Origin of the sequence: Streptomyces sp. KL2, assembly GCF_046529545.1 — a bacterium.
In the GTDB taxonomy this organism is placed as follows: Bacteria; Actinomycetota; Actinomycetes; order Streptomycetales; family Streptomycetaceae; genus Streptomyces; species Streptomyces radiopugnans.
The window spans coordinates 4,541,304-4,566,770 of sequence record NZ_CP127170.1 but is presented as its reverse complement, the minus strand read 5'-3'; the positions used below and the strand labels follow the sequence as shown (position 1 = coordinate 4,566,770).

Annotated in this window: 21 protein-coding genes; 2 read left to right on the top strand and 19 right to left on the bottom strand. The window is 72.9% G+C overall.

Annotated elements, in window-relative coordinates:
* Positions 1 to 58: 58 nt before the first annotated feature.
* The 3 genes from QPK52_RS20515 to QPK52_RS20505 all read right to left on the bottom strand — a co-directional run bounded on the left by QPK52_RS20515 (position 59) and on the right by QPK52_RS20505 (position 2,277).
* On the bottom strand, positions 59 to 1,000 hold the full coding sequence (locus QPK52_RS20515) for an RluA family pseudouridine synthase (RefSeq protein ID WP_410538928.1): 942 nt from the start codon (positions 998 to 1,000) through the stop codon (positions 59 to 61).
* Positions 1,001 to 1,115: 115 nt separating this feature from the next.
* Positions 1,116 to 1,736: a signal peptidase II gene (gene lspA / locus QPK52_RS20510; RefSeq protein WP_410538927.1), complete on the bottom strand. Its 621-nt coding sequence runs from the start codon at positions 1,734 to 1,736 to the stop codon at positions 1,116 to 1,118.
* A 55-nt stretch (positions 1,737 to 1,791) separates the two neighbouring features.
* On the bottom strand, positions 1,792 to 2,277 hold the full coding sequence (locus tag QPK52_RS20505; protein ID WP_410538926.1) for a TraR/DksA family transcriptional regulator: 486 nt from the start codon (positions 2,275 to 2,277) through the stop codon (positions 1,792 to 1,794).
* 762 nt (positions 2,278 to 3,039) lie between these two features.
* Here QPK52_RS20505 and ileS point away from each other — a divergent pair.
* Entirely contained in the window at positions 3,040 to 6,189 is a 3,150-nt protein-coding gene (gene ileS, locus QPK52_RS20500; protein WP_410538925.1) for an isoleucine--tRNA ligase, read from the top strand.
* A 199-nt stretch (positions 6,190 to 6,388) separates the two neighbouring features.
* Here ileS and QPK52_RS20495 read toward each other — a convergent pair whose 3' ends face one another.
* The 16 genes from QPK52_RS20495 to rsmH all read right to left on the bottom strand — a co-directional run bounded on the left by QPK52_RS20495 (position 6,389) and on the right by rsmH (position 24,578).
* Positions 6,389 to 7,495: a DivIVA domain-containing protein gene (locus QPK52_RS20495; RefSeq protein WP_410538924.1), complete on the bottom strand. Its 1,107-nt coding sequence runs from the start codon at positions 7,493 to 7,495 to the stop codon at positions 6,389 to 6,391.
* A gap of 48 nt (positions 7,496 to 7,543) precedes the next feature.
* Positions 7,544 to 7,828, bottom strand: a complete 285-nt coding sequence (locus tag QPK52_RS20490) for a YggT family protein (protein ID WP_241718398.1) — start codon at positions 7,826 to 7,828, stop codon at positions 7,544 to 7,546.
* A gap of 67 nt (positions 7,829 to 7,895) precedes the next feature.
* Positions 7,896 to 8,540 (bottom strand): cell division protein SepF, encoded by a 645-nt coding sequence (locus QPK52_RS20485; protein ID WP_410538923.1) that lies wholly within the window; start codon positions 8,538 to 8,540, stop codon positions 7,896 to 7,898.
* Between the two features lie 213 nt (positions 8,541 to 8,753).
* Positions 8,754 to 9,473 carry a YggS family pyridoxal phosphate-dependent enzyme gene (locus tag QPK52_RS20480; RefSeq protein ID WP_410538922.1) on the bottom strand — a complete coding sequence of 240 codons (720 nt, stop codon included), beginning with the start codon at positions 9,471 to 9,473 and terminating at the stop codon, positions 8,754 to 8,756.
* Positions 9,470 to 10,243 carry a peptidoglycan editing factor PgeF gene (gene pgeF / locus QPK52_RS20475; RefSeq protein ID WP_410538921.1) on the bottom strand — a complete coding sequence of 258 codons (774 nt, stop codon included), beginning with the start codon at positions 10,241 to 10,243 and terminating at the stop codon, positions 9,470 to 9,472. Before pgeF ends, QPK52_RS20480 begins: the two co-directional genes overlap by 4 nt.
* An 11-nt stretch (positions 10,244 to 10,254) precedes the next feature.
* On the bottom strand, positions 10,255 to 11,514 hold the full coding sequence (gene ftsZ / locus QPK52_RS20470) for a cell division protein FtsZ (RefSeq protein ID WP_410538920.1): 1,260 nt from the start codon (positions 11,512 to 11,514) through the stop codon (positions 10,255 to 10,257).
* Between the two features lie 276 nt (positions 11,515 to 11,790).
* Entirely contained in the window at positions 11,791 to 12,684 is an 894-nt protein-coding gene (locus QPK52_RS20465; protein ID WP_410538919.1) for a cell division protein FtsQ/DivIB, read from the bottom strand.
* A 32-nt stretch (positions 12,685 to 12,716) separates the two neighbouring features.
* Positions 12,717 to 13,811: an undecaprenyldiphospho-muramoylpentapeptide beta-N-acetylglucosaminyltransferase gene (gene murG / locus QPK52_RS20460; RefSeq protein ID WP_410538918.1), complete on the bottom strand. Its 1,095-nt coding sequence runs from the start codon at positions 13,809 to 13,811 to the stop codon at positions 12,717 to 12,719.
* A gap of 6 nt (positions 13,812 to 13,817) precedes the next feature.
* Entirely contained in the window at positions 13,818 to 15,254 is a 1,437-nt protein-coding gene (gene ftsW, locus QPK52_RS20455; RefSeq protein ID WP_410540411.1) for a putative lipid II flippase FtsW, read from the bottom strand.
* Positions 15,255 to 15,450: 196 nt separating this feature from the next.
* Positions 15,451 to 16,896, bottom strand: a complete 1,446-nt coding sequence (gene murD, locus QPK52_RS20450) for a UDP-N-acetylmuramoyl-L-alanine--D-glutamate ligase (protein ID WP_410538917.1) — start codon at positions 16,894 to 16,896, stop codon at positions 15,451 to 15,453.
* A complete protein-coding gene (gene mraY / locus QPK52_RS20445; RefSeq protein WP_410540410.1) occupies positions 16,893 to 17,951 on the bottom strand; it encodes a phospho-N-acetylmuramoyl-pentapeptide-transferase in 1,059 nt (352 codons plus the stop codon). Before mraY ends, murD begins: the two co-directional genes overlap by 4 nt.
* On the bottom strand, positions 17,951 to 19,354 hold the full coding sequence (locus QPK52_RS20440) for a UDP-N-acetylmuramoyl-tripeptide--D-alanyl-D-alanine ligase (RefSeq protein ID WP_410538916.1): 1,404 nt from the start codon (positions 19,352 to 19,354) through the stop codon (positions 17,951 to 17,953). The genes mraY and QPK52_RS20440 overlap by 1 nt, the downstream gene beginning before the upstream one ends.
* Positions 19,351 to 20,970 carry a UDP-N-acetylmuramoyl-L-alanyl-D-glutamate--2,6-diaminopimelate ligase gene (locus QPK52_RS20435; protein ID WP_410538915.1) on the bottom strand — a complete coding sequence of 540 codons (1,620 nt, stop codon included), beginning with the start codon at positions 20,968 to 20,970 and terminating at the stop codon, positions 19,351 to 19,353. The genes QPK52_RS20440 and QPK52_RS20435 overlap by 4 nt, the downstream gene beginning before the upstream one ends.
* A gap of 139 nt (positions 20,971 to 21,109) precedes the next feature.
* Positions 21,110 to 23,044: a peptidoglycan D,D-transpeptidase FtsI family protein gene (locus QPK52_RS20430; RefSeq protein WP_410538914.1), complete on the bottom strand. Its 1,935-nt coding sequence runs from the start codon at positions 23,042 to 23,044 to the stop codon at positions 21,110 to 21,112.
* Positions 23,041 to 23,343, bottom strand: a complete 303-nt coding sequence (locus QPK52_RS20425; RefSeq protein WP_410538913.1) for a septum formation initiator family protein — start codon at positions 23,341 to 23,343, stop codon at positions 23,041 to 23,043. Before QPK52_RS20425 ends, QPK52_RS20430 begins: the two co-directional genes overlap by 4 nt.
* Positions 23,344 to 23,471: 128 nt before the next feature.
* Entirely contained in the window at positions 23,472 to 24,578 is a 1,107-nt protein-coding gene (gene rsmH / locus QPK52_RS20420; protein ID WP_410538912.1) for a 16S rRNA (cytosine(1402)-N(4))-methyltransferase RsmH, read from the bottom strand.
* A 270-nt stretch (positions 24,579 to 24,848) separates the two neighbouring features.
* Here rsmH and QPK52_RS20415 point away from each other — a divergent pair, with 270 nt between their 5' ends.
* On the top strand, positions 24,849 to 25,379 hold the full coding sequence (locus QPK52_RS20415; protein WP_410538911.1) for a beta-class carbonic anhydrase: 531 nt from the start codon (positions 24,849 to 24,851) through the stop codon (positions 25,377 to 25,379).
* The last annotated feature ends 88 nt before the right edge of the window (positions 25,380 to 25,467 follow it).

The window sequence follows — 25,467 nt, the reverse complement described above, 5'->3', positions numbered from 1 at the left end:
CCCCGCGGGGGCTCCGGCGGCGCCCGAGGCGTCCGCCGGAGCCCCGCGGCGCGTCCTCCTACGCGCTCTCGGCCCGGATCCTGTCCAGAGCGGTCTGCAGGTCGCCGGGGTAGTCGCTGGAGAACTCCGTCCAGCGGCCGTCCGCCGGGTGCTCGAAGCCCAGCCGTACCGCGTGCAGCCACTGCCGGGTCAGTCCCAGGCGCCTGGCCAGCGTCGGATCGGCGCCGTAGGTGGTGTCGCCGACGCACGGGTGCCGGTGGGCGGCCATGTGGACGCGGATCTGGTGGGTGCGGCCGGTCTCCAGCTTGACGTCGAGCAGACTGGCCGCCCGGAACGCCTCGATGAGGTCGTAGTGGGTGACCGACGGCTTGCCGTCGGCGGTGACGGCCCACTTGTAGTCGTGCACGGGGTGCCGTCCGATGGGGGCGTCGATCGTGCCGCTGAGCGGGTCGGGGTGGCCCTGGACGAGCGCGTGGTAGCGCTTGTCGACCATGCGCTCGCGGAACTGCTGCTTGAGCAGGGTGTAGGCGCGCTCGGACTTGGCGACCACCATCAGTCCGGACGTTCCCACGTCCAGCCGGTGCACGATGCCCTGCCGCTCGGCCGCGCCCGAGGTGGAGACGCGGAAGCCGGCGGCGGCCAGCCCGCCGATCACGGTGGGGCCGCTCCAGCCGGGGCTGGGGTGGGCGGCCACGCCGATCGGCTTGGCGACGACCACGATGTCGTCGTCGTCGTGCACGATCTCCATGCCCTCCACGGGCTCGGCCACCACCTGCACCGGCGCGGGCGGTGCGGGCATCTCGACCTCGATCCAGGCCCCGCCGCGCACCCGCTCGGACTTGCCGACCTCGCCGCCGTCGAGCCGGACCTTCCCCGTGGCGGCCAGTTCGGCCGCCTTCGTGCGGGAGAAGCCGAACATCCTGGCCAGGGCCGCGTCTATACGCTCGCCCTCCAGGCCGTCGGGTACGGGCAGGGTGCGGATCTCGGGAAGCTGGCTCACCCGATCGAGTATGCCGGAAGCGGACGGTGCTCCCGTTCGGCGGGCGGGGCGCACACCCGGTGCGGGCCGGTCCCCGCGGGCCGATCCCCCGCAGACCGGCCGCGGCCGGCTCCGGTCAGTCCCGGTGGACGGTGCCGTCGGGGTCCAGGCCCCGGAAGGACAGCAGCACGATCAGCACCCCGCCGCAGACGATCGCCGAGTCGGCCAGGTTGAAGACGGCGAAGTGGGCGGGCGCGATGAAGTCCACCACATGGCCCTGGAAGACCCCGGGCGAGCGGAAGACCCGGTCGGTGAGGTTGCCCAGGGCCCCGCCCAGCAGCAGTCCGAGCGCGATGGCCCAGGGCGTGCTGTAGAGCTTGCGGGCGATCCGCACGATCACCACGATCACGGCCGCCGCGATGACGGTGAAGACGATGGTGAGGGCCTCGCCGATGCCGAAGGCCGCGCCCGGGTTGCGCACGGCCTGGAACCGCAGCCAGGTGCCGATCACCTCGACCGGGTCGTGGCCCTCCAGCTTCTCGACCACGATGATCTTGCTGATCAGGTCCAGGGCGTAGGCGACGGCCGCCACGATGGCGAGTTCCACGATCCGCCGGCGTCCGCGGGGGGCGGACCCGGCGGTGCTCCCGGGCCCGCCGCCGGCCTCGGTCGCGGCCCGGCCGGCGGCTGTGTCCACGGTCTCGGTCTCGGTCTGCGCCTCGCCCGGCTGCTCGCCGGCCCGTTCCACCTCTGTCACGTGATGCAGGGTACGTCACACCCGGGCGGCGGCGGGCGGCAGCGGTCGGCGGCGGTCAGCGGCGCTCCTGCCGCTGCTTGCACTCGACGCAGAGAGTGGCCCGGGGGAACGCCTGCATCCGCGCCTTGCCGATCGGCTTGCCGCAGTTCTCGCAGACGCCGTACGTACCGGCCTCCAGGCGGTCCAGGGCGCGCTCGGTCTGGTAGAGCATCTCGCGGGCGTTCTCCGCCAGGGCCATCTCGTGCTCGCGCGTGATGTTCTTCGTCCCCGTGTCGGCCTGGTCGTCCCCGGCGCCGTCGGCCGAGTCCCGCATCAGGCCGTTGAGGGCCTCCTCCGCGGCGTGGATCTCCACGCGCAGCCGCTCGGACTCCGAGGACAGCTCCGCGCGCGCCGCCTCCACCTCCTGAGCGGTCCAGGGCTCCTCTCCGGGCCGTACGGCCAGATCGTCGGGGGCGGCGGTGGCCGCGGCCGTACGCGCCGGGGGGACCGGGGCGGCGTGCCCGGCGGCCCGCGCTCCCGTCGTGGACTTCTTGGCAACCACCGTCTCGGCTCCTGTCTTCCCGTCGGCCGCCTTTCCGGCGCCCGTGCTCGCCGCTGCCCTCTTCGCAGCGGACTTCCCTCCGGAGGGCTTCTTCCCCGCGTTCCCCGCGCTCCCGGCGCTCGCGGGTTCCTCGGTGTCTTCGGGGTTCCCGGGGTTCGCGGAACTCCCGGTGTCCTTCCCCCCGGCGGGCTCCCGCGCGGCTCGCGCCCTCCTCGCTGCGGACTCCCTCGCCACCATGGCCGCGACCCCTTCACATATTGTGATCTTGTGTATGAATCGTGACCGGAACGATAAATCGACACCGATCGTGCGGCAACAGGGCACGCCGATCCGCTTCCGCTTCCCCGGCAGGCGGAACCCGTGCCCTCGCGAAGCGTTCTGCCCGGCACCGCGGGCCGAAAACCGGTCAGCCCCCATTGGGAGGCACCCTTACACTTGGGCTGAGCGAGAGGCGTCGAAGGGGACGAGTAGCGTCCGTATGCGGCCACGAGCGACCCGGGGACGGTGTGAGCCCGGGGGCGAGCGCGGCGTGAAGATCACCCCGGAGCCGCCGGAAGAAAACCCCCGCGCACGTGCGGCGACAGCACGCGGTGCGACGGGCGGTGAGTAGAACCGGCATCGCCGCACCAATGAGAGGGCGGTGGACACGTACCCGCGTACGCGTCCGGCGCCAAGGAGGGTGGTACCGCGGGCACCGGCGCCGACTGGCGGCGGTCTCGTCCCTCCGGCGGAAGTCACCACGTCCGTTGGAGGAAGCTCACCATGAGCCCGCAGCCCCCGCCCCAGTACCGTCCGGTGCCCGCCCAGGTGGATCTCCCCGCCCTGGAGCGCGCCGTGCTGGACTTCTGGCGCGAGAACAAGGTCTTCGCCCGCAGCCTGGAGCAGTCCGAGGGCCGTCCCGAGTGGGTGTTCTACGAGGGTCCGCCGACCGCGAACGGCATGCCCGGCGCCCACCACATCGAGGCCCGCGTCTTCAAGGACGTCTTCCCCCGCTTCCGCACCATGCGCGGCTACCACGTGGCGCGCAAGGCCGGCTGGGACTGCCACGGCCTGCCGGTGGAGCTGGCGGTGGAGAAGGAGCTGGGCTTCAACGGCAAGCAGGACATCGAGGCCTACGGCATCGCGGAGTTCAACGCCAAGTGCCGCGAGTCGGTGACCCGGCACACCGACGCCTTCGCCGAGCTGACGACCCGGATGGGCTACTGGGTCGACATGGACGACGCCTACCGGACGATGGACCCGGACTACATCGAGTCCGTGTGGTGGTCGCTGAAGGAGATCTTCGGCAAGGGCCTGCTCGTCCAGGACCACCGTGTGGCGCCCTGGTGCCCGCGCTGCGGCACCGGCCTGTCCGACCACGAGCTGGCGCAGGGCTACGAGACCGTCGTGGACCCCTCGGTCTACGTCCGCTTCCCGCTGACCTCCGGCCCGCTGGCCGGCGAGGCCTCGCTGCTGGTGTGGACGACCACGCCCTGGACGCTGGTTTCCAACACCGCCGTGGCCGCCCACCCCGACGTCACCTACGCGGTGGCCACCGACGGCGCCGAGAAGCTGGTGGTGGCCGAGCCGCTGCTGGCCAAGGCGCTGGGCGAGGGCTGGAGCGCCACCGGGCAGACCTTCACCGGCCGCGAGATGGAGCGCTGGGCCTACCGCCGCCCGTTCGACCTGGTGGAGATCGAGGGCGCCCACTTCGTCCTCAACGCCGAGTACGTCACCACCGAGGACGGCACCGGTCTGGTCCACCAGTCCCCCGCCTTCGGCGAGGACGACCTGCTCACCTGCCGTGCCTACGGGCTGCCGGTGGTCAATCCCGTCCGGCCCGACGGCACCTTCGAGGAGGGCCTGGGGCTGGTCGGCGGGCAGTTCTTCAAGAAGGCCGACGAGGCTCTGGTCGCCGACCTCGACGCCCGCGGCCTGCTCTTCCGCCACCTGCCCTACGAGCACAGCTACCCGCACTGCTGGCGCTGCCACACCGCGCTGCTCTACTACGCGCAGCCGTCCTGGTACATCCGCACCACCGCGATCAAGGACGCCCTGCTGCGGGAGAACGAGCGGACCAACTGGTTCCCGGAGTCGGTCAAGCACGGCCGCTACGGCGACTGGCTGGACAACAACATCGACTGGGCCCTGTCCCGCAACCGCTACTGGGGCACCCCGCTGCCCATCTGGCGCTGCGAGGATGGCCACCTCACCTGCGTCGGGTCGCTGGCGGAGCTGTCGGAGCTGACCGGCACCGACCAGTCGGGCCTGGACCCGCACCGCCCGTACATCGACGACGTCGTCTTCGGCTGCACCGCCGAGGGCTGCTCGCTGACGGCCGTCCGCGTCCCGGAGGTCATCGACGCCTGGTACGACTCGGGCTCGATGCCCTTCGCCCAGTGGGGCTACCCGTACCGCAACAAGGACGTCTTCGAGAAGCGCTACCCGGCGCAGTTCATCTCCGAGGCCATCGACCAGACCCGCGGCTGGTTCTACACGCTGATGGCGGTCGGCACGCTCGTCTTCGACCGCTCCTCCTACGAGAACGTGGTCTGCCTGGGCCACATCCTCGCCGAGGACGGCCGGAAGATGTCCAAGCACCTGGGCAACATCCTGGAGCCCATCCCGCTGATGGACCGGCACGGCGCGGACGCGGTGCGCTGGTTCATGGCCGCGGGCGGCTCCCCGTGGAGCGCGCGGCGCGTCGGGCACGGCACGATCCAGGAGGTCGTCCGCAAGACCCTGCTGACCTACTGGAACACCGTCGCCTTCCAGGCGCTGTACGCCCGCACCTCCGGCTGGGCGCCGTCGGAGTCGGACCCGGCCCCGGGCACGCGCCCGCTGCTGGACCGCTGGCTGCTCAGCGAGCTGCACGCCCTGGTCGACCAGTGCACCCAGGCCATGGAGGCATACGACACCCAGCGCACCGGCAAGCTGCTGTCCACCTTCGTGGACGACCTGTCCAACTGGTACGTGCGCCGCTCCCGGCGCCGCTTCTGGCAGGGTGACGCGGCGGCGCTGCGCACCCTGCACGACGTGCTGGAGACCGTCACCCGGCTGATGGCCCCGCTGGTGCCGTTCATCACCGAGCGGGTCTGGCAGGACCTGGTCGTCCCCGTCACCCCCGGCGCGCCGGACTCCGTGCACCTGGCCACCTGGCCCGAGGCCGATCTGTCGGCCGTCGACCCGGACCTGTCCCGCGACATGCTGCTGGTGCGGCGGCTGGTGGAGCTGGGCCGGGCCACGCGCGCGGAGTCGGGGGTCAAGACCCGGCAGCCGCTGTCCCGCGCACTGCTGGCGGCGCAGGGCTTCGAGCTGCTCAGCGACGATCTGCGCGAGCAGATCGCCGAGGAGCTGAACGTCACCTCGCTCGCCTCCCTGTCCGAGGTCGGCGGCTCCCTGGTGGACACCACCGCCAAGGCCAACTTCCGGGCGCTGGGCCGCCGGTTCGGCAAGCGGACCCAGCCGGTCGCCAAGGCCATCGCCGAGGCGGACGCGGCGGCGCTGTCGGCGGCGCTGCGCGCCGGCACGGCGGCGGTGGAGGTCGACGGCGAGACCATCGCGCTCTCCCCGGAGGAGGTCATCATCACCGAGACCCCGCGCGAGGGCTGGTCGGTGGCCTCCGACGCCGGCGCCACGGTCGCCCTGGACCTGGAGATCACCCCGGAACTGCGGCGGGCGGGGCTCGCCCGTGACGCGATCCGGCTGATCCAGGAGGCGCGCAAGAACAGCGGCCTGGACGTCGCCGACCGGATCGCCCTGCGGTGGCGGTCGGACGACGAGGAGGTCGCCCGGGCGCTGGCCGAGCACCAGACCCTGATCGCGGACGAGGTCCTGGCGACGGACTACGCGGAGGGCGAGGGCGACGGCTCCTTCGGCGAGCCGTTCGAGGACGAGTCGCTGTCCCTGGTCTTCCGGCTGCGCCGCGTCTGACCGGCGGCCTCCGGTGCCCCGGGCCGCCCGCCGGCCCGGGGCACCGGAGACAGGACACCGGTGCCCCGGAGTGCGGCCCGTCCGGAGGGGCTGCTGGACGGAACGGGCACACCAGAGGGCCGGGCCCGGGATCTTCGATCCCGGGCCCGGCCCTCTGCGATATGCCGATCCGATTCGCCCGCCGCCTACGGCGGCTGCGTCAGTTGTCGTCCTCGTCGATGAGGAAACCGCGCATAGGCGAGGGTGCCTGCTGCATCGGCTGCGGACCCTGCGGCCGCACCGGGGCCATCGGCTGGGTCATCGCCGGGGACATCTGCTGCTGTCCGCCGTAGGTCTGACCGCCGCCCTGGTTGTGACCTCCGGGACCGCCGTGGCCGCCCATCGACTGGCCGCCGCCCATGGACTGGTGGCCGCCCATGGCGCCGCCGCCCGGTGCGCCCGCCGATGCCATCGAGGGGGACGGCGGCAGCGAGGCCGTGGCCGGGGTGCGCGGCGGGGCCAGGGAGTCGTCGGCCTGGTTCTCCAGCTGACGGAGCTGGCTCTCCAGGTAGGACTTCAGGCGGGTGCGGTACTCGCGCTCGAAGCCGCGCAGGTCCTCGACCTTGCGCTCCAGCGTGGCGCGGGCGGACTCCAGCGAGCCCATCGCGACACGGTGCTTCTCCTGCGCGTCCCGCTCCAGCGCGTCGGCCTTGGCACGGGCGTCCCGCTCCAGGCCCTCGGCGCGGCTGCGCGCCTCACCGACGATCTTGTTGGCCTCGGAACGGGCCTCCGCGATCGCCTGGTCCGCGGTCTGCTGCGCCAGCGACAGCACGCGGGCCGCGCTGTCGCCGCCCGGCCCCTGGCCCTGCTGGTGCATGCCGGGGCCACCGGGACCGCCGTGACCGCCCATCGGGCCGGGACCACCCGGACCGCCGTGACCGCCCATCGGGCCGGGACCCATCGGACCGCCCTGCGGGCCGTGCCCGCCGGGGCCTGCAGGCAGCTGCGGCGCACCGCCGGGCAACTGGGGCGGACCGCCCATCTGCCCCGGCGGGACCGGCTGCGGTCCCGATATGGCGGCGGGTACGGGACCCGGCCGTTCCTGCTGCTGGGGCTCGGGTTTGCGCATGCCCTGCTGCTGGTTCTGCGCGGCGGCCCGCGTCGCGGCGGCCAGCTTGGCGCGCAGATCCTCGTTCTCCCGGAGCAGACGCGTCAGTTCGGCCTCGACCTCGTCGAGGAAGGCATCGACCTCGTCCTCGTCGTAGCCCTCTCGCAGGCGGACGGTTGTGAACTGCTTGTTCCGCACGTCCTCGGGGGTCAGCGGCATCTCTTCACCTCAACGTAAGTCATCGGCATATCGGCAAGACCGTATCGCTCACAGCCTGGCCACGACACTGATCAGGATGTAGACGATGATCATCAGTACGAAGAAGGACAGGTCGAGCGCCACGCCCCCGAAGCGCAGCGGCGGTATGAACCTCCGCAGCAGCTTGAGTGGCGGATCAGTGACAGTGTAGGTGGCCTCCAGGACGACCACCATCGCCTTGCCGGGCTGCCATGAGCGGGCGAACATGAAGACGTAGTCCATCACCAGGCGGAAGATCAGCACGGCCAGGAAGACCTGCAGCACAATGAGGACCACCTGCTGTACGACGCCCATCGTGCGCTTCCCTCTCCCCTTTGGTCGCGTCCGGCCCGTCGGCCGGCCCGTCCGGTTGCACTGACTCTCAGCTCTGGTTGAAGAACCCGCCCTCTGCGATGCGGGCCTTGTCCTCCGCCGTGACATCGACGTTAGCAGGAGACAGGAGGAAGACCTTCTGTGTCACCCGCTCGATACTCCCATGGAGACCGAACACCAAACCCGCCGCGAAGTCGACCAGACGCTTCGCGTCCGTGTCGTCCATCTCGGTCAGATTCATGATCACCGGGGTGCCCTCTCGGAAGTGTTCCCCGATGGTACGGGCTTCGTTGTACGTCCGGGGGTGCAGCGTGGTGATCCGGTAGGGCTCCCGCTCGGACACGACCTTGGGCATGATCACCGGTGCGTTCTTCTCCAGGTTCTGGCGTTCGGGTGTGATGGATGACACGGGGGCAATCCTCCCGTGCCGTCCGTTTTCGGCGGCGATCGCAGGGGCCTGCTCCCGTTCCCGGTGGGCGGGAGGGTGGACGACCCGCACCGGCTCGTCGGCCTCCTGCTCCCCGTCGGACTTCGCCGCGGGGGCCCCCAGAGGCTGGTGCGCCTGGTGCCGCCGGTCCCTGTCGGGCTCCGGCTCGGGCTCGAACTCGTCGTCGGGGTCGAACCCCGGGCCGTCGTACCCATCGTCCTCCACGAGGCCGAGGTAGACCGCCATCTTGCGCATCGCGCCGGCCATTCTCTGCGTCCTCCGCTCTGTGGTGGTTCCCCGGCCTTCGGCGGGGAGGCCCCGTCCCCTGCCTGCGGCGGGGACCCCATTCTGCCTCCGGTGCCTCCGAAGGGAGGCCCCAAGACCCAAGACTCCGTCACCGGTGCCCCTGGATCCACGCGGTCATCCACACTGGGCGGGAATGACCATATTTTCTGCTGTGGTCCGACTTGCTTGGCGACGTTACCGGAGCCCGGGTCGTACTCCGAGTACCGCACTGCCGATACGCACATGTGTCGCACCGGCCGCCACCGCCTCTTCGAGGTCCCCGCTCATCCCCGCCGAGACCATGGTCGCAGCAGGGTGGTCTGCCCGTAGGGCGGTTGAGATCTCCACCAGCCGCTCGAAAGCGGCTCCCGGCCTACCGGCGTACGGTCCGGAAAGGGGTGCGACCGTCATCACACCCGCGAGCCGGAGGCCCGGGGCGGCGGCCACCTCGTCGGCCAACTCCCCCACCTCCTCCGGCGCCGCACCGCCGCGTCCACCGGCCGCGCCCGCCTCCCGGTCGAGCGCGACCTGCAGCAGGCAGCCGATCCGCCGGCCCTCGCGTTCGGCCGCCGAGGAGAGCGCGCCGACCAGCCGGAGCCGGTCGACCGAGTGCACGAAGTCGGCGTAGCGGGCCACGGACCGGACCTTGTTGGTCTGCAACTGCCCCACGAAGTGCCAGGTGAGGGGGAGGTCCGCGCAGGCGTCGGCCTTGGGCGCCGCCTCCTGGTCCCGGTTCTCCGCCACGTGCCGCACCCCGAGCCCGGCCAGCAGCCGCACATCGTCGGCGGGGCGGGTCTTGGTGACGACGACCAGGGTCACGTTCTCCCGCGCGCGCCCCGCGGTGACACAAGCGCGGGTGATGCGCTCCTCCACCTGGGCGAGGTTCGCGGCCAGTTCGGCTCTGCGGTCGGTCATGCGGCGGCCTCCCCGTCAGCCTGTCCCGCACCGCCGGCGGGAGCCTCCAGCCATACGTAGCCGGCCAGCCGTCCGGTGGTCCTCTCCCGGCGGTAGGAGTAGTGGTCCGGGGACTCCATCGTGCAGACCGGCGGCTCCGGGGGCTCCGGCACCCCGAGCCGGACCAGTTGGGCGCGCACCCCGGCCGCGACGTCGACCGCCGGGGTGCCCCGCCTGGTGGTGGCGTACGCCTCGGGCACCGCGGCCGCGACCTCCTCGCGCATCCGCTCCGGCACCTCGTAGCAGCCCCCGCACACCGAGGGGCCGATGCGGACGACCGTGCGGGCCGGGTCCGCGCCGAGGGATCCCATCGCCTCGACCACCGCCGGGACCACCCCGGCGACCAGTCCGGGCCGTCCGGCGTGCGCGGCTCCGGCCACCCCGGCGACGGGGTCGGCGAGGAGGACGGGGACGCAGTCGGCGGTCAGCACTGCCAGCGCCAGGCCCCGACGGGCGGTCACGACCGCGTCCACGCACGGCACGTGGCCGTCGCGCCACGGCCCGGTGACGACGGCCGCGTCGCGCCCGTGCACCTGGTTCATCCAGACCACCGCGGCCGGGTCCAGGCCGAGCGCCCTCGCCGCCAGCTCCCGGTTGGCCCTCACGGCGCCGGGGTCGTCCCCGACCGCGCCGCCGAGGTTGAGTTCGTCATACGGAGCGGCGCTCACCCCGCCCCACCTGTCGGTGGTGGCGAAGTGCGCGCCGCTCACGATGTCGTGCTGTGCTATCACGCTCGTGGTGCCTACTTGAGGAAGTCGGGCACGTCGAGCTCCTCGGCCGAACCGTCCTGGTAGGGACGGGCCGGCGGGACCTGCGGGGCCGGGGACGGGCCGGTCTCGCCGGACCGCGGCGAGGAGGAGCCCGCGCCGTAGGCGGACGGGGAGTCCGTCAGCGGGACGGCCGGGGACGGCTCGTCCTCGCGCGGGGTGACCGAGCCGAGCCCGCCGAAGGACGGGCGGTCGGGCTCGGAGGACACCGGGCGCGGGGCGGCCGGCGCCTCCTCCTTGCCGCCGGCGTACGAACCGAGCACCTTGTCGCGGTTCTTGGCCGGCGGCTGCCCGCCGTCGAAGCCCGCCGCGATGACGGTGACCCGGACCTCGTCGCCGAGGGCGTCGTCGATGACCGCGCCGAAGATGATGTTCGCCTCCGGGTGCGCGGCCTCGCTCACCAACTGGGCGGCCTCGTTGATCTCGAACAGGCCGAGGTCGGAGCCGCCGGAGATGGAGAGCAGCACACCTCGGGCGCCGTCGATGGACGCCTCCAGCAGCGGCGAGGAGATCGCCATCTCGGCCGCGGCCACCGCGCGGTCGTCGCCGCGCGCCGAGCCGATGCCCATGAGCGCCGAGCCGGCCTCGGACATCACGGACTTGACGTCCGCGAAGTCGAGGTTGATCAGGCCGGGGGTGGTGATGAGGTCGGTGATGCCCTGGACACCCGACAGCAGCACCTGGTCCGCGGACTTGAACGCGTCGAGCACGCTCACCTGACGGTCCGAGATGGACAGCAGCCGGTCGTTGGGGATGACGATGAGGGTGTCGACCTCGTCGCGCAGGGCCGCGATGCCGTCTTCGGCCTGGTTGGCCCGGCGGCGGCCCTCGAAGGTGAACGGGCGGGTGACGACGCCGATGGTGAGGGCGCCGAGAGAACGTGCGATGTTCGCGACGACGGGCGCGCCGCCGGTGCCGGTGCCGCCGCCCTCGCCGGCGGTGACGAAGACCATGTCGGCCCCCTTGAGGACCTCCTCGATCTCCTCCCGGTGGTCCTCGGCTGCCTTGCGGCCGACATCGGGGTTGGCGCCGGCGCCGAGGCCGCGGGTGAGCTCGCGGCCGACGTCGAGCTTGACGTCGGCGTCGCTCATCAGCAGGGCCTGTGCGTCGGTGTTGATCGCGATGAACTCGACGCCCTTGAGACCGACCTCGATCATCCTGTTGATGGCGTTGACGCCACCGCCGCCGATACCGACGACCTTGATGACTGCGAGGTAGTTCTGCGGTGCTGCCACGTCGAAGGCCTCTCGCCTCGAGTTACGTGTCGCCGCTCCACGATGGTTGCGGTGCGCCGACCTATGCCGAGTGGGACGGTCCGGACGCCGACCCGAACCCTAACGTTCAACTTTAGGGTTACCAATGTCTGTCGTTCCTCGGATTCTTTGGAACGGACACTAGGTCGACAAGTGGTTCGCGTTCAATGAACACGCCGAACCTCCCGTTTTTCTTCTCACCCTATGTGATCAGGCAACGCGGTAGCCAACCAGGGTGCTGGCCTGCGCGTACGCACGTCAACTCCCCGACGCCGCCGGTGTGCCGGGAACACTCACGTCGAATCTCTCCGCACCGTCGGCGGCTTTCATCAGCAGGGTGAGCGATCTGGCCTTCGCGTCGCTGTCCTCACCGCTCCCCCACACCACCGTGCGCCCGCCGCTCATCTCCAGGGTGATGGAGTCGTAGGAGCGGACCCGGATGGTCCGGGTGTCGCGGCGCACCCGCTCGGGGAGGGCCGCGGCGACCCCGACCGCCTCCTCGCGCATCTTCTCGGGTCCGAAGCGGCTCCCGCTGGGGGATCCGGCGAGGTCCAGGGCGAGGAGGGGGACGCCCGCGGGCCGTTCGGCGACCGTGCCGAACAGCACCCCCTCACCGTCCACCTCGGCATAGCGCCGCCCCCTCGTGCCGTCCTCGTCTCCCCCGCCTTCCCCGTTCTCCGCGTCCTGCACCATCACGACCACGGCTTTTCTCTCCGTGACCGTCAACTCCACGCCGTGCGGCCAGGAGCGGGCCGCCTCCACCGAGCCGATCCGCGGCAGCGCCTCCAGCAGCCGCCGCTCCACCTCGCCGGGATCGACCGAGACGAGGGGTTCACCGAGGGGGACGTCGGCGGCGTCGAGGATCTGCCGCTCCGTCAGGACCCTCTGGCCGGTGACCGTGACGCTCTCCACCCGCAGCCACGCGGAGCCGTAGAGCAGCCACAGGGCCAGACCGCCGATCAGCAGCGCCGGGCCGAGGGCGAGGGCGAGCAGCAGACGGCGGCGTCCGCGGCCCTCCGGAAGGCGGGGCGCGCGGCGGCGCCGGAGCCACCGGCCCGGCGGGGCCGGGGGCGGCCCTGAGCCCGCCACCGGCCCGCGGGGGTCACGCTGGTCGCGGCCGCCTCGCCCGGCGGCCGCCGTCCGTCCGGCCACGCTCCCTGCTCTCCCGCGCCCCGCCTGCGGCCTCAGCCCCGGCGGTGTGCCGCGATCGCCTCGTACACCATGCCGACCAGCAGTTCGTCGGCGTCCCTGCGCCCGAACTCGGCGGCGGCCCGCGACATGTCGTACAGCCGGTGCGGGTCGGTGAGCACCGGCAGGACGTTGGACTGGATCCACTCCGGCGACAGTTCGGCGTCGTCGACGAGGAGTCCGCCGCCCGCCTTGACCACCGGCTGGGCGTTCAGCCGCTGTTCGCCGTTGCCGATCGGCAGCGGGACGTAGGCGGCCGGCAGTCCGACGGCGGACAGTTCGGCGACCGTCATCGCGCCCGCGCGGCAGAGCATCATGTCGGCCGCGGCGTACGCCAGGTCCATCCGGTCCAGGTACGACACCGGGACGTAGGGCGGCATCCCGGGCATGTTGTCCACCTGCGGAAGCTCGTTCTTCGGGCCGACCGCGTGCAGGATCTGGACACCGGAGCGCTGGAGGCCGGGGGCGACGGCCTGGACGACCTCGTTGAGCCGCCGGGCCCCCTGGGAGCCGCCGGTGACCAGCAGGGTGGGCAGACCGGGGTCGAGGCCGAAGGCGGCCCGCCCCTCTGCGCGCATCGCCGCCCGGTCCAGGGTGGCGATCGAGCGGCGCAGCGGGATGCCGACGTAGCGGGCGTGCCGCAGCTTGCTGTCCGGGGTGGAGACGGCGACGTAGTCGGTGTAGCGGGAGCCGATCTTGTTGGCCAGACCCGGGCGGGCGTTGGCCTCGTGGATGACGATCGGCACCCCGAGCCGCTTGGCCGCGAGGTAGCCGGGCAGCGCCACATAGCCGCCGAAGCCGACCACGCAGTCGGCCTTGGTCCGCTCCAGGACCTGCTCCGCGGCCTTGATGGTGCCGCGCAGCCTTCCCGGCACGGTGATCAGCTCGGGAGTGGGTTTGCGCGGCAGGGGCACGGCCGGGATCAGCTCCAGGTCGTAGCCCCGTTCCGGAACGAGCCGGGTCTCGAGTCCGCGCTCCGTGCCGAGTGCCGTGATCCCCACGGTCGGGTCCTGCCTGCGCAGGGCGTCCGCGAGGGCGAGCGCGGGCTCGATGTGGCCGGCGGTCCCCCCACCGGCGAGTACGACATGCACCGAATTTCACCGCTCTCCGGACGGGCGCCGTACGGCACTCCGTCCCATCGTCTTCCGTCTCACCCCAGCCAGCTTCTTTCTCACAGCAGGCTGCCGCATGGCCAGTGCCGCCTTCGCGGCGGGTTCCGATCTCGCGGCGGAGATCAGCAGCCCGACGGCGAACATCGTCGGCAGCAGGGCGGAACCTCCGTAGGAGAACAGCGGGAGCGGGACACCGGCGATCGGCAGCAGGCCGAGCACCGCACCGATGTTGACCACGGCCTGGGCCGTGATCCAGGTGGTCACACCTCCCGCGGCGTACCTGACGAAGGGGTCCTCCGTGCGTCCTGCCACGCGGATACCCGCATAGCCTAGAGCGGCGAAAAGGGCGAGCACCGGCAGCGTCCCCGCCAGGCCGAGTTCCTCCCCGGTCACGGCGAAGATGAAGTCGGTGTGCGGTTCGGGCAGTTGTCCCCATTTCTCCATGCTGTCGCCCAGCCCGGAGCCGAACCATCCGCCCGACGCCAGGGCGTAGATGCCGTGGACGGCCTGCCAGCACTGGTCGTTGGGGCCGGGGTCGGTGGCGCCCAGGCAGGCGAACCGGGCCATCCGGTTGCCGCTGGTCGCGATCAGGAGGGCTCCCAGCGCTCCGGCGACGGCGAGGACCCCGGCGAACATCCGCACCGGCGCACCGGCCAGCCAGAGCAGTCCGACGAGGATCGCGGCGAGGATGAGCGAGGTGCCCATGTCCCGGCCCAGCATGATCAGGCCGAGCAGCAGGAGGGTCACCGGGACGAGCGGCACCAGCATGTGCTTCCACTGGTTCAGCAGCCGTCTGTCGCCCTTGCGCGCCAGCAGGTCCGCCCCCCACAGCACCAGGGCGAGCTTGGCGAACTCGCTGGGCTGGAACTGGAAGGGGCCGCCGAGCTGGATCCAGTTCTGGTTGCCCTTGACCTCCTGCCCGATCCCCGGCACCTGGACCAGGCAGAGCAGGAAGACGGAGACGGCCAGCAGCGGGTACGCCAGCCCGCGCTGGAGGGCCACCGGCATCCGGGCGGCCGCCACCAGCAGAACGCCGCCCAGGACGGCGGCCAGCAACTGTTTGCGGAAGTAGTAGGTGGAGGGCAGCCCGGAGCCCAGCGCCTCGATCTGCGAGGCGGAGAAGACCATCACCAGGCCGAGGCCGAGGATCATCAGGCTGCCGCCGAGGATCAGGTAGTAGGCGGTCAGCGGCCGGTCCCAGGCGCGCTTCGCCCGCAGGTAGAGCCCGCGGACCCCGGCCGCGGCACGGCGCGGGCCGCGAGGGGGGCGCTTGGGTGCGCTCCCGGGCGCGGGCCGTCCGGCGCCGGACGCCCGGGGCGCGGCGGCGGGACGCGGGGCGCGCACAGTACCCGGACGCGCCGTGCGGGGTCCGGGACGGGAGCGCTGGGCCTCGCGCAGCGCGACGCCGCGCCCCGGGCGCATCGGCCCGGCCGTACCCGCCGCAGGGACGGGCCGGGCGAGCGCGGCCGGCAGGCCCGGCGCCGCCGCGGCGACGGCCGCCAGGACGCGGCCCGCCAGGCCGGCTGCGGCCACCGCCGCGGGCGGTACGGGTCGCTCGGCCGTCATCCGTCCCCTCCTGTCTCCCCGGCCGCCGGTCCGCGGCGCGGGGACCGGCGGGTTATCGCTCCCGCGCCGCGGGACGGTCCGCGGCCAGGTCGCGGACCGCGGCGGCGAAGGCCTCCCCGCGCGCGTGGTAGTCGGTGAACATGTCCATCGAGGCGCAGGCCGGAGCCAGCAGGACGGTGTCCCCGGGGCGGGCCAGCCGGGCGGCCTCGCCGACCGCCGCCGCCATCGCCCCAGTGTCGGTCCGGTCGAGGTCGACGACCGGGACATCCGGGGCGTGTCGCGCCAGCGCTTCACGGACCAGCCGGCGGTCCGCGCCGATCAGCACCGCCGCGCGAAGCCGCTTGGCGGCCCCGGCGACCAGCTCGTCGAAGACGGCTCCCTTGGCCAGTCCTCCGGCGATCCACACCACCGGGTCGTAGGCCTTCAAGGAGGCCTCGGCGGCATGGGTGTTGGTGGCCTTGGAGTCGTCGACGTAGGCCACCCCGCCCACGTCGGCGACGTGCTCGATGCGGTGCGGGTCGGGCCGGAAGGCGCGCAGGCCGTCGCGCACCGCTCCCGGCTCCACGCCGAAGGCGCGGGCCAGGGCCGCGGCGGCCAGGGCGTTGGCGATGTTGTGCGGGGCCGGCGGGTCGACGTCCGCCACCTCGGCCAGCTCCTGCGCCTGCCTCCGCCTGTCGGGGACGAAGGCCCGGTCCACCAGTACGCCGTCCACGACGCCGAGCTGGGACGGCGCGGGGGCGCCGAGGGTGAAGCCGATCGCCCGGCAGCCCTCCACCACGTCGGCGCGGCGCACCAGTTCCTCGGTGAGGGGATCGGCGGTGTTGTAGACGCAGGCGACCCGGTTGCCCTCGTAGATCCGGCCCTTGTCGGCGGCGTACGCCTCCATCGAGCCGTGCCAGTCGAGGTGGTCGGGCGCCAGGTTGAGCACCGCGGCCGAGTGGGGGCGCACCGAGGAGGACCAGTGGAGCTGGTAGCTGGACAGCTCCACCGCGAGCACGTCGTACGGTTCGCCGCCCAGGACCGCGTCCAGCAGCGAGACGCCGATGTTGCCGACCGCCGCGGTGCGCAGCCCGGCGGCCTCCAGGACGGAGGCGAGCATCCGCACGGTGGTGGTCTTGCCGTTGGTGCCGGTGACGGCCAGCCAGGGTGCGGCGCCGGGACCGCGCAGCCGCCAGGCCAGCTCGACATCGCCCCACACCGGCACCCCGGCGGCCGCGGCCGCCGCGAACAGCGGCTTGTCCGGCCGCCAGCCGGGCGTGGTGACGACCAGTTCGGTGCCCTCGGGCAGGGTGGCCCCGTCGCCGAGGCGCACCGTGGCCCCCAGCTCCTCCAGTTCGGCGGCCTGCCGCCGGGCGCGCTCGTCGTCGCCGTCGTTGACGACCGTCACCTCCGCCCCCAGGGACCGCAGCACGCGCGCGGCGGGGATTCCGGAGACGCCGAGGCCGGCGACGGTGACACGCTTTCCGGCGAACTCCTCGCCGACGGGGCCGCGCGTCATTTCCCGGCCGCCCAGCCGGCGTAGAACAGGCCGATTCCGACGATCACGCACATGCCCTGGATGATCCAGAAGCGGACCACGACCAGCACCTCGCTCCAGCCCTTGAGCTCGAAGTGGTGCTGGAGCGGCGCCATTCTGAAGACCCGCTTGCCCGTCAGCCGGAACGAGCCGACCTGGATGACGACGGACATGGTGATGAGGACGAACAGGCCGCCGAGCAGGGCGAGCAGCAGCTCGGTGCGGGAGACGATGGCCAGGCCGGCCAGCGCGCCGCCCAGGGCCAGCGAGCCGGTGTCGCCCATGAAGATCTTGGCGGGCGAGGTGTTCCACCACAGGAAGCCGAAACAGGCGCCCATCAGGGCCGAGGCGACGACCGCGAGGTCCAGCGGATCGCGTACCTCGAAGCAGCTCGGGCTGCCGGTCAGCGCGCAGGAGTCCTGGTACTGCCACACCCCGATGAAGGTGTAGGCGCCGAAGACCATCACCGAGGCGCCGGTGGCCAGGCCGTCGAGGCCGTCGGTGAGGTTCACGCCGTTGGACATCGCCAGGATCATGAACAGCGCCCAGATCACGAAGAGCACCGGGCCGATCGACCAGCCGAAGTCCTGGATGAAGGAGAGCTTGGTGGACGCCGGGGTCTGGCCGCGGGCGTCGGCGAAGTTCAGCGACAGGACCGCGAAGGCGATGCCGACGATGAGCTGGCCGAGCATCTTGGCCTTGGCCCGCAGGCCCAGGCTGCGCTGCTTGACGATCTTGATGTAGTCGTCGAGGAAGCCGACCAGGCCCATGCCCGCCATCAGGAAGAGCACCAGCACGCCGGAGAACGACGGCGGCTCGCCGGTGATGACCTTGGTGAGCCCGTAGGCGATCAGCGTCGCCAGGATGAAGGCGATGCCGCCCATGGTGGGGGTGCCGCGCTTGCTGTGGTGGTCCCGCGGGCCGTCGTCGCGGATGTACTGCCCGTAGCCCTTGCGGGCCAGCAGTTTGATCAGCAGCGGAGTGCCGATCAGGGTCAGGAAGAGCCCGATGACCCCGGAGAAGAGGATCTGCCTCATCATCGGCCGGCGACCTCGCCCTCGACCAGCGCGAGCGCCACCTTCTCCAGGCCGGCCGACCTGGAGGCCTTCACCAGCACGACATCCCCCGGCCGCAGATCGTCGCGCAACAGGTCGATTGCCGCCTGCGCGTCGGACACGTGCACCGACTCCTCACCCCACGAACCCTCGTTCTTGGCGCCCATGTCGATCCAGCGGGCCTCCCGGCCGCCGACCGCCACGAGCTTGCTGACGTTGAGCCGGACGGCCATCCGTCCGACCGCGTCGTGCTCGGCGAGCGACTCCTCGCCGAGCTCGGCCATCTCGCCGAGCACCGCCCACGTGCGACGCCCCTTGCCCATGGCGGCGAGCGCGCGGAGAGCGGCCCGCACGGACTCGGGGTTCGCGTTGTAGGCGTCGTTGACGACGGTCACGCCGTCCGAGCGCTCGGTGACCTCCATCCGCCAGCGGGAGAGCGTGCCGGCCTCGGAGAGCGCGGTGGCGATCCCTTCGGCGGGCATGCCCAACTCGTGGGCTACGGCGGCCGCGGCGAGCGCGTTCGACACGTGGTGCTCACCGTACAGGCGCATGGTCACATCGCTGCACCCGGTGGGGGTGTGGAGGGTGAAGGCGGGTTGCCCCTTCGGGGTGAGACGGACATTCTCGGCACGGATGTCGGCTTCCCCGGCCTCGCCGAAGAAGAGGACGCGTGCCTCGGTGCGGGCGCGCATGGCGCGCACCAGGGGGTCGTCGGCGTTGAGGACGGCGACGCCGCCCTCGTCCGCCGGGGGGAGGGACTCCACCAGCTCGCCCTTGGCCAGGGCGATCTGCTCCCGGCCGCCGAACTCGCCGATGTGCGCGGACCCGACGTTGAGGACCACGCCGATGCGCGGCGGGGTCAGTTCGGTCAGGTAGCGGATGTGGCCGATGCCGCGGGCGCCCATCTCCAGCACGAGGTGGCGGGTGCCCTCCTCGGCGCTCAGCGCGGTCAGCGGCAGGCCGATCTCGTTGTTGAGCGAGCCCGGGGTGAAGACGGTCGGGCCCAGCCGCCGCAGGAGCTGGGCGATCAGGTCCTTGGTGCTGGTCTTGCCGGCGGAGCCGGTGAGGGCGACGACGGTGGTGCCCAGCCGCCGCACCACATGGCGGGCCAGGGCTCCCAGGGCGGCCTCCACGTCGTCGACGACGATCGCGGGCACGCCGACGGGCCGGGCGGCCAGCACGGCCGCCGCGCCGTCGGCGACGGCGCGGGCGGCGAATTCGTGGCCGTCCACCCGGGCTCCGGCGAAGGCGACGAAGAGCGCGCCGGGGCGCACCTCCCGTGAGTCCTTGACCACGGGGCCGGTGACGGTCGGCTCCGGATCCGGTATGTCGTGGACCCGGCCGGAGACGATGCCGGCGATCTCTGCGGGGGTCAGCGGGATCACGACGCGCTCTCCCCGGTGTCCCCGTCGCCCGCGGCGTTCCGCCCCGCGTCCCGCCGGGCGGCCATGGCGCGCTCGACGGCCTCGCGCAGCACCTCGCGGTCGTCGAAGGGGCGAACCACCCCGGCGATGTCCTGGCCCAGTTCGTGGCCCTTGCCGGCCACCAGCACCGTGTCACCGGGCTCGGCGCGGGCGACGGCCGCCGCGATGGCGGCGGCCCGGTCCTCCTCCACCAGCACGGTGCCGCGCTCGTGGATCGGGACCTCGGCCGCGCCCGCGAGCATGGCGGCGAGAATGGCCAGCGGGTCCTCCGAGCGCGGGTTGTCGGAGGTCAGGACGGCGGTGTCGGCCAGCCGGGCCAGCGCGGCGCCCATGGCGGGGCGCTTGTGCGGGTCGCGGTCGCCGCCGCAGCCGAGCACCGCGTGCACCCGGCCCTCGGTGACCTTGCGCAGGGCGCGCAGCACGGAGTCGACGGCGTCGGGCTTGTGCGCGTAGTCCACGACCGCCAGGTACGGCTGGCCGGCGTCCACGCGCTCCAGGCGGCCCGGTACGCCGGGCACCGCGGCGACGCCCTCGGCCGCGGTCTTCAGATCGATCCCGGCGGTGACCAGGGCGGTGATGGCCGCGAGCGCGTTGGCGACGTTGAACGGGCCGGGCAGGGGGGCGGCGGCGCGCACCGTCTCGCCGTCCGGGCCGATGACGGTGAAGGTGGAGCCGAGCGGGCCGATCTCCACGTCGCTCGCGCGCCAGTCGGCGTCCGGGTGGCCCTCGGCGGAGAAGGTGGTGACGGGGACCTCGCTGACCCCGGCGGCCAGCCGCTGCCCGTACTCGTCGTCGATGTTGACCACTCCGGCGCGGGAGCGGGCCTTCGTGAACAGCTGCGCCTTGGCCCTGAAGTAGTCCTCCATGTCCGGGTGGAAGTCCAGGTGCTCGGGGCTGAGGTTGCTGAAGACGGCGACGTCGAAGACGCAGCCGTCCACCCGGCCCAGCACCAGCGCGTGGCTGGAGACCTCCATGGCCACGGAGCGCACCCCGCGCTCGCGCATCACCGCGAACAGCGCCTGGAGCTCGGTGGCCTCGGGGGTGGTGCGCTCGGACTTGATCCGCTCGTCGCCGATGCGGGACTCGACCGTGCCGATCAGCCCGGTCTGCTCCCCCTCCTTCGCCGCGGCCCGCAGCCCGCCCTCGACGAGGTAGGCGGTGGTGGTCTTGCCGGAGGTGCCGGTGATGCCGATCTGCAGCAGGTCCCGGCCCGGGTCGCCGTAGATGGCGGCGGCCAGGTCGCCCATCACCTCGCGCGGCTCGGCAACCGTCAGCACCGGCAGACCGGTGGCGGCGGCCCGCTCGGTGCCCGTGGGGTCGGTGAGCACCGCGACGGCGCCCAGGCGGGCCGCCTGCACGGCGAAGTCCGCGCCGTGGAAGCGGGCCCCCGGACGCGCGATGTAGACGTCGCCGGGACGTACGGCGCGCGAGTCGTGGGTGATGCCGGTGACGGCCGCGTCGCCCTCGGGGGCCGCGACCCCCAGCCGCCGGGCCAGCTCCGCCAGCGGCACGGGACGGACCCGCTCCGGGCGGGGCGGGGCCGGGGGCAGGGATGGGGTCTGATCAGCGTGTGGCACGGCGGTGAGCGTACCCGCCGTGCCGGGCCCGCCGCGAAGCGAGGGGCCGGGTGTGCCGGGCGCGCCGCCGGTGGCGCCGGGGCTGTTGCGGGGGAGGTCGTCGATGGTTCTCACGGTCGCTTTCCGGTCGGTTCCCGGGTCAGTCCCCGGGGTCGAAGGTGACGGGCAGACGCGGGGGCTCGGCGCCGGTCGGGGGGACCCGCAGGGCCTTGAGCGCGTACTTCATGACCTGCTGGTACACCGGGCCGCACACCTCGCTGCCGAAGTAGCTTCCCTTCTTGGGGTTCTGCACGGCGCAGTAGACGGTGACGCGGGGCTCGTCGGCGGGGGCGAACCCGGCGAAGGAGGAGGTGTAGCCGTTGTAGCGGCCCGTCTCGGGGTCCACCCGGTTGGCCGTGCCGGTCTTGCCCGCCACCCGGTAGCCGGGGATCCGCGCGGTGGTGCCGGTGCCCTCCATGTCCGCCACCACCGACTCCAGCATGGCGGCGAGCGTCGTGGCGGTCTTCTCGCCGACGACGCGGGTGCGCTGCGGCTCCGGCGCGGGCTCCCACTCCCCGTCGGGCCCGGTGGTGCCGCGCACCAGGGACGGTTCGACGCGCACGCCCCCGTTGGCGATGGTGGAGTAGACCGAGGCCGCCTGGACGGCGTTGATCGACAGGCCCTGGCCGAAGGGGATGGTGTACTGCTGCGAGGCGTTCCAGTCCCCGGGGTCGGCGAGGATGCCGGGGGTCTCGCCGGGGAAGTCCAGTCCGCTCCTCTGCCCGAGACCGAACTTGCGCAGGTAGGAGTGGAGCACCCGGTTGGCCTCCGCCTGGGTGTCGCCGAGCTGCTCGACGGCCAGGATGGTGCCGATGTTGCTGGACTTGGCGAGCACCCCGTTGAGGGTGAGGTACCAGGTGGGGTGGTCGATGTCGTCGGCGAAGCTGCGGTCCGCGCGCGGCAGCCGGTTGGGCACCACGACATGGGTGCCCGGAGTGGCCACGCCCTCCTCCAGGACCGCGGCCATGGACATCACCTTGCTGGTGGAGCCCGGCTCGTAGGCGTCCTCGACGGCGCCGTTGCGCAGTGCGGAGGCGCTCGCCGTGGACAGGTCGCCCGGGTCGTAACCGGGCGCGTTGGCCATGGCGAGGATCTCACCGGTGCGGACGTCCTGGACGATCACGTAGCCGCTGTCGGCGTCGGACTTCTCGACCCGCTCCTCGATGGCGCTCTGCGCGGCCCACTGGATGTCGCGGTCCAGGGTCAGCTCCACGTCGGAGCCGGGGCGCGCGGGCTGCTCGTGCTCGCCCGCGGTGGGCACCTGGCGGCCGCCGGACTGGGCGTAGGTGATCTTGCCGTCCTTCCCGGCCAGCACCTTGTCGAACTTCGCCTCCAGGCCGCCGCTGCCCTTGCCCTCGGAGTTGACGAAGCCGAGCACGGCGGCCGCGAGGTCCCCTCCCGGGTAGACCCGTTTGGCGTGCTCCTCGGAGTACACCCCGGCCAGCACGTGGTGGCCCCCGCCGGCGCGCTGCCGGCCGGCCAGCACGCGCTTGAGGTCGGTGATCTGCCGCCAGACCTGCGGGGACTGCTGCCGGGCCAGGAGGACGTAGCGGGTCTCCTTGCGGGAGAGCCGCTCGGTGAGCGTCTCCTCGTCCACTCCGAGGATGGGGGCGAGCAGCTCGGCCGCCTGGGCGGGCGCGTCGGGGACCTTCGTCTGGTCGGGGGTGAACAGATAGGGGTCGGCGGTGATGTCGTACGCGTCGACCGTGGTGGCCAGGGCGACGCCGTCGCGGTCGGTGACGGTGCCGCGCTCGGCGGCGAGCGGGACGGTGATGTAGCGGTTGACGTCGGCCTTGGCGGCGTAGGTGCTCGCGTCCACGGCCTGCACCTGGAGCAGTCGCACGGTGAAGGCCAGCATCACCAGGGTCAGCAGGACCCCGAACAGCCTCAGCCGGGGCCGGGGGTCGCCCAGCCGTACGGTGCCCGGCCTCGGGCGGGGTGAGCGGGCGGCGGGCCGGGGGGCACGGGCGGGGCGGGACGCGGCGGAACGCGGGGCGGGCTGCGCACGGCGGGGGCGCTGGGGGCGCTCGCTCACGGGGCGTCCTCCCCTCCGGGCGCGGCGGGGGCCGGTTCGGGCACGCCCCGGACGGTGCCGTCCGGGAGGATGAACGCGGGGTTCCCGCCGGGCACCATGCCCAGCTCCCCGGCCCGTTCGGCCAGCGCGTCCGGAGCGGAGAAGGAGTCCAGCTCCTGCTGGAGCGCCTGCTCCTCGTCCGCCAGTTCCCCGGCCCGCCTCTCCAGCTCCCGGAGTTCGAAGGATCCCTGGTTGACGGCCGCGTTGAGCAGCAGCAGGGCCAGCAGCCCGGAGCCGAGCAGCAGGACCACCAGCAGCACGAAGGGGGCGCGGGCCGGTGCGGAGGGGGGTCCTGCGGGAACCAGCCGCGCCAGTCTGGCCAGCCGCTGCTGGGGCGTCGGGGAGGCCGGTTTCCCGGCGGTCCCGGGTGCGGCCTTCGGTGCGTCCTTCAGGGCTCCTCCCGGATGCGCTCGGCGCCGCGCAGCCGGGCGGGGGCGGCGCGGCGGTTCTCGGCGACCTCTTCCTCGGTGGGGAGTTCCGCCCCCCGGGTCAGCAGCCTCAGCCGGGGCTGGTAGCGCTCGGGGACCACCGGCAGCCCCGGCGGCGCGGTGCTGGTGGCGCCCGCGGCGAGGACCTGCTTGACCAGACGGTCCTCCAGCGAGTGGTAGGACAGGACCGCGATCCGGCCGCCCACCTCCAGCGCGGCGACGGCGGCCGGCAACGCCCGCTCCAGTACGGCCAGTTCGCCGTTGACCTCGATGCGCAGCGCCTGGAAGGTGCGCTTGGCGGGGTTGCCTCCGGTCCGCTTGGCGGCCTGCGGCAGCGCCTCGCGGATCAGCTCGACCAGCCGGGCGCTGCCGGTGAAGGGCTCCTTCTCGCGCTCGCGCACGATCGCGGAGACGATCCGCCTGGCCTGCTTCTCCTCGCCGTAGGCGCGCAGGATGCGCACCAGTTCACCGGGCGGGTAGGTGTTGAGGACCTCCGCGGCGCTGACGCCCCTGCTCTGGTCCATGCGCATGTCCAGCGGCGCGTCCCTGGAGTACGCGAAGCCGCGCTCGGCCTCGTCGAGCTGCATGGAGGACACGCCGAGGTCGAACAGGACTCCCCGGACGCGCGGCACGCCGAGCCGCCCCAGCACCTCGGGCAGTTCGTCGTAGACGGCGTGCACCAGGGTGGCGCGGTCGCCGAAGCGAGCCAGGCGCTCCCCGGCCAGTTCCAGCGCGGCCGGGTCGCGGTCCAGGCCGATCAGCCGGACGTCCGGGAACTCCGACAGCATCGCCTCGCTGTGCCCGCCCAGCCCGAGGGTGCAGTCGACGACGGTGGCGCCGGGCTCGCCCAGGGCGGGGGCGAGCAGGTCCAGGCAGCGCCGGAGCATGACCGGGACGTGCCGCTCGTTGGTGCTCAACTGGACTCTCCTTGAGCGGGCCCGTACGGCCTGGTCCCCGCCCGCTCGCGAAGGGGAAGCAGCGGCGGCCGGCACCGGGGAAGGGGCGCCGGCCGGCCGGGAGCGGGAGGAGGCCGGGCCGCACGCGGCCGTACGCGCGCCCGCGCACATGGGATCTCGGGATTCGGCAGGGGGAGCCCGGCGCTTGCCCGGCTCCCGCTTCGCGTCACTTTAGTCCACTCGTCCCCCCGGTCAACCAACTGGTCAGGCGCGTCACGGCCGCTTGCCCGCGCAGGCGCGCCCGGGACCCCGCCTCCGGTTCCCCCCGCACGGAGGACCGCGCGTCACCGGTGTGGGTTACCTCACACGCCATGCGCGTTGACCGGCTTTGCCCGGCCCCGCACCGGGCCGGGCGGAGACGGGACGGTTACGGTCGTAGGCATGCCATCGTCTTCCTCCGGGGGGCCGGTCATCGACCGCCTCGTCGCAGCCAACCAGCGTTACGCAGCCGAGTTCACCGACCCGGGGATGGACGCCCGGCCGGTGCTGAAGGTCGCCGTCGTCGCCTGTATGGACGCCCGGCTGGACCTCCACGCCGCCCTCGGCCTCGAACTCGGCGACTGCCACACCATCCGCAACGCCGGCGGCGTGGTCACCGACGACGTCATCCGCTCGCTGACCATCAGCCAGCGCGCCCTGGGCACGCGCTCCGTCGTGCTGATCCACCACACCGGCTGCGGCCTGCTGAATCTGACCGAGGACTTCCGGCACGAGCTGGAGATGGAGGTCGGCCAGCGGCCGTCGTGGGCCGTCGAGTCCTTCAAGGACGCCGACCAGGACGTGCGGCAGTCGATGGAGCGGGTACGTACTTCACCGTTCCTGCTGCACACCGACGACGTACGCGGCTTCGTCTTCGACGTCACCACCGGTCTGCTCCGGGAGATCGATCCGGCGAACGGCCCGGAATCGTGACGCGTGAGGCTGTGTAAGTGAAGAATGCCTGAGTGACGGCCCTCCTCCGCGGGTACCTGCTGCGGGGGAGGCGCCGGTTGTTCGGGGA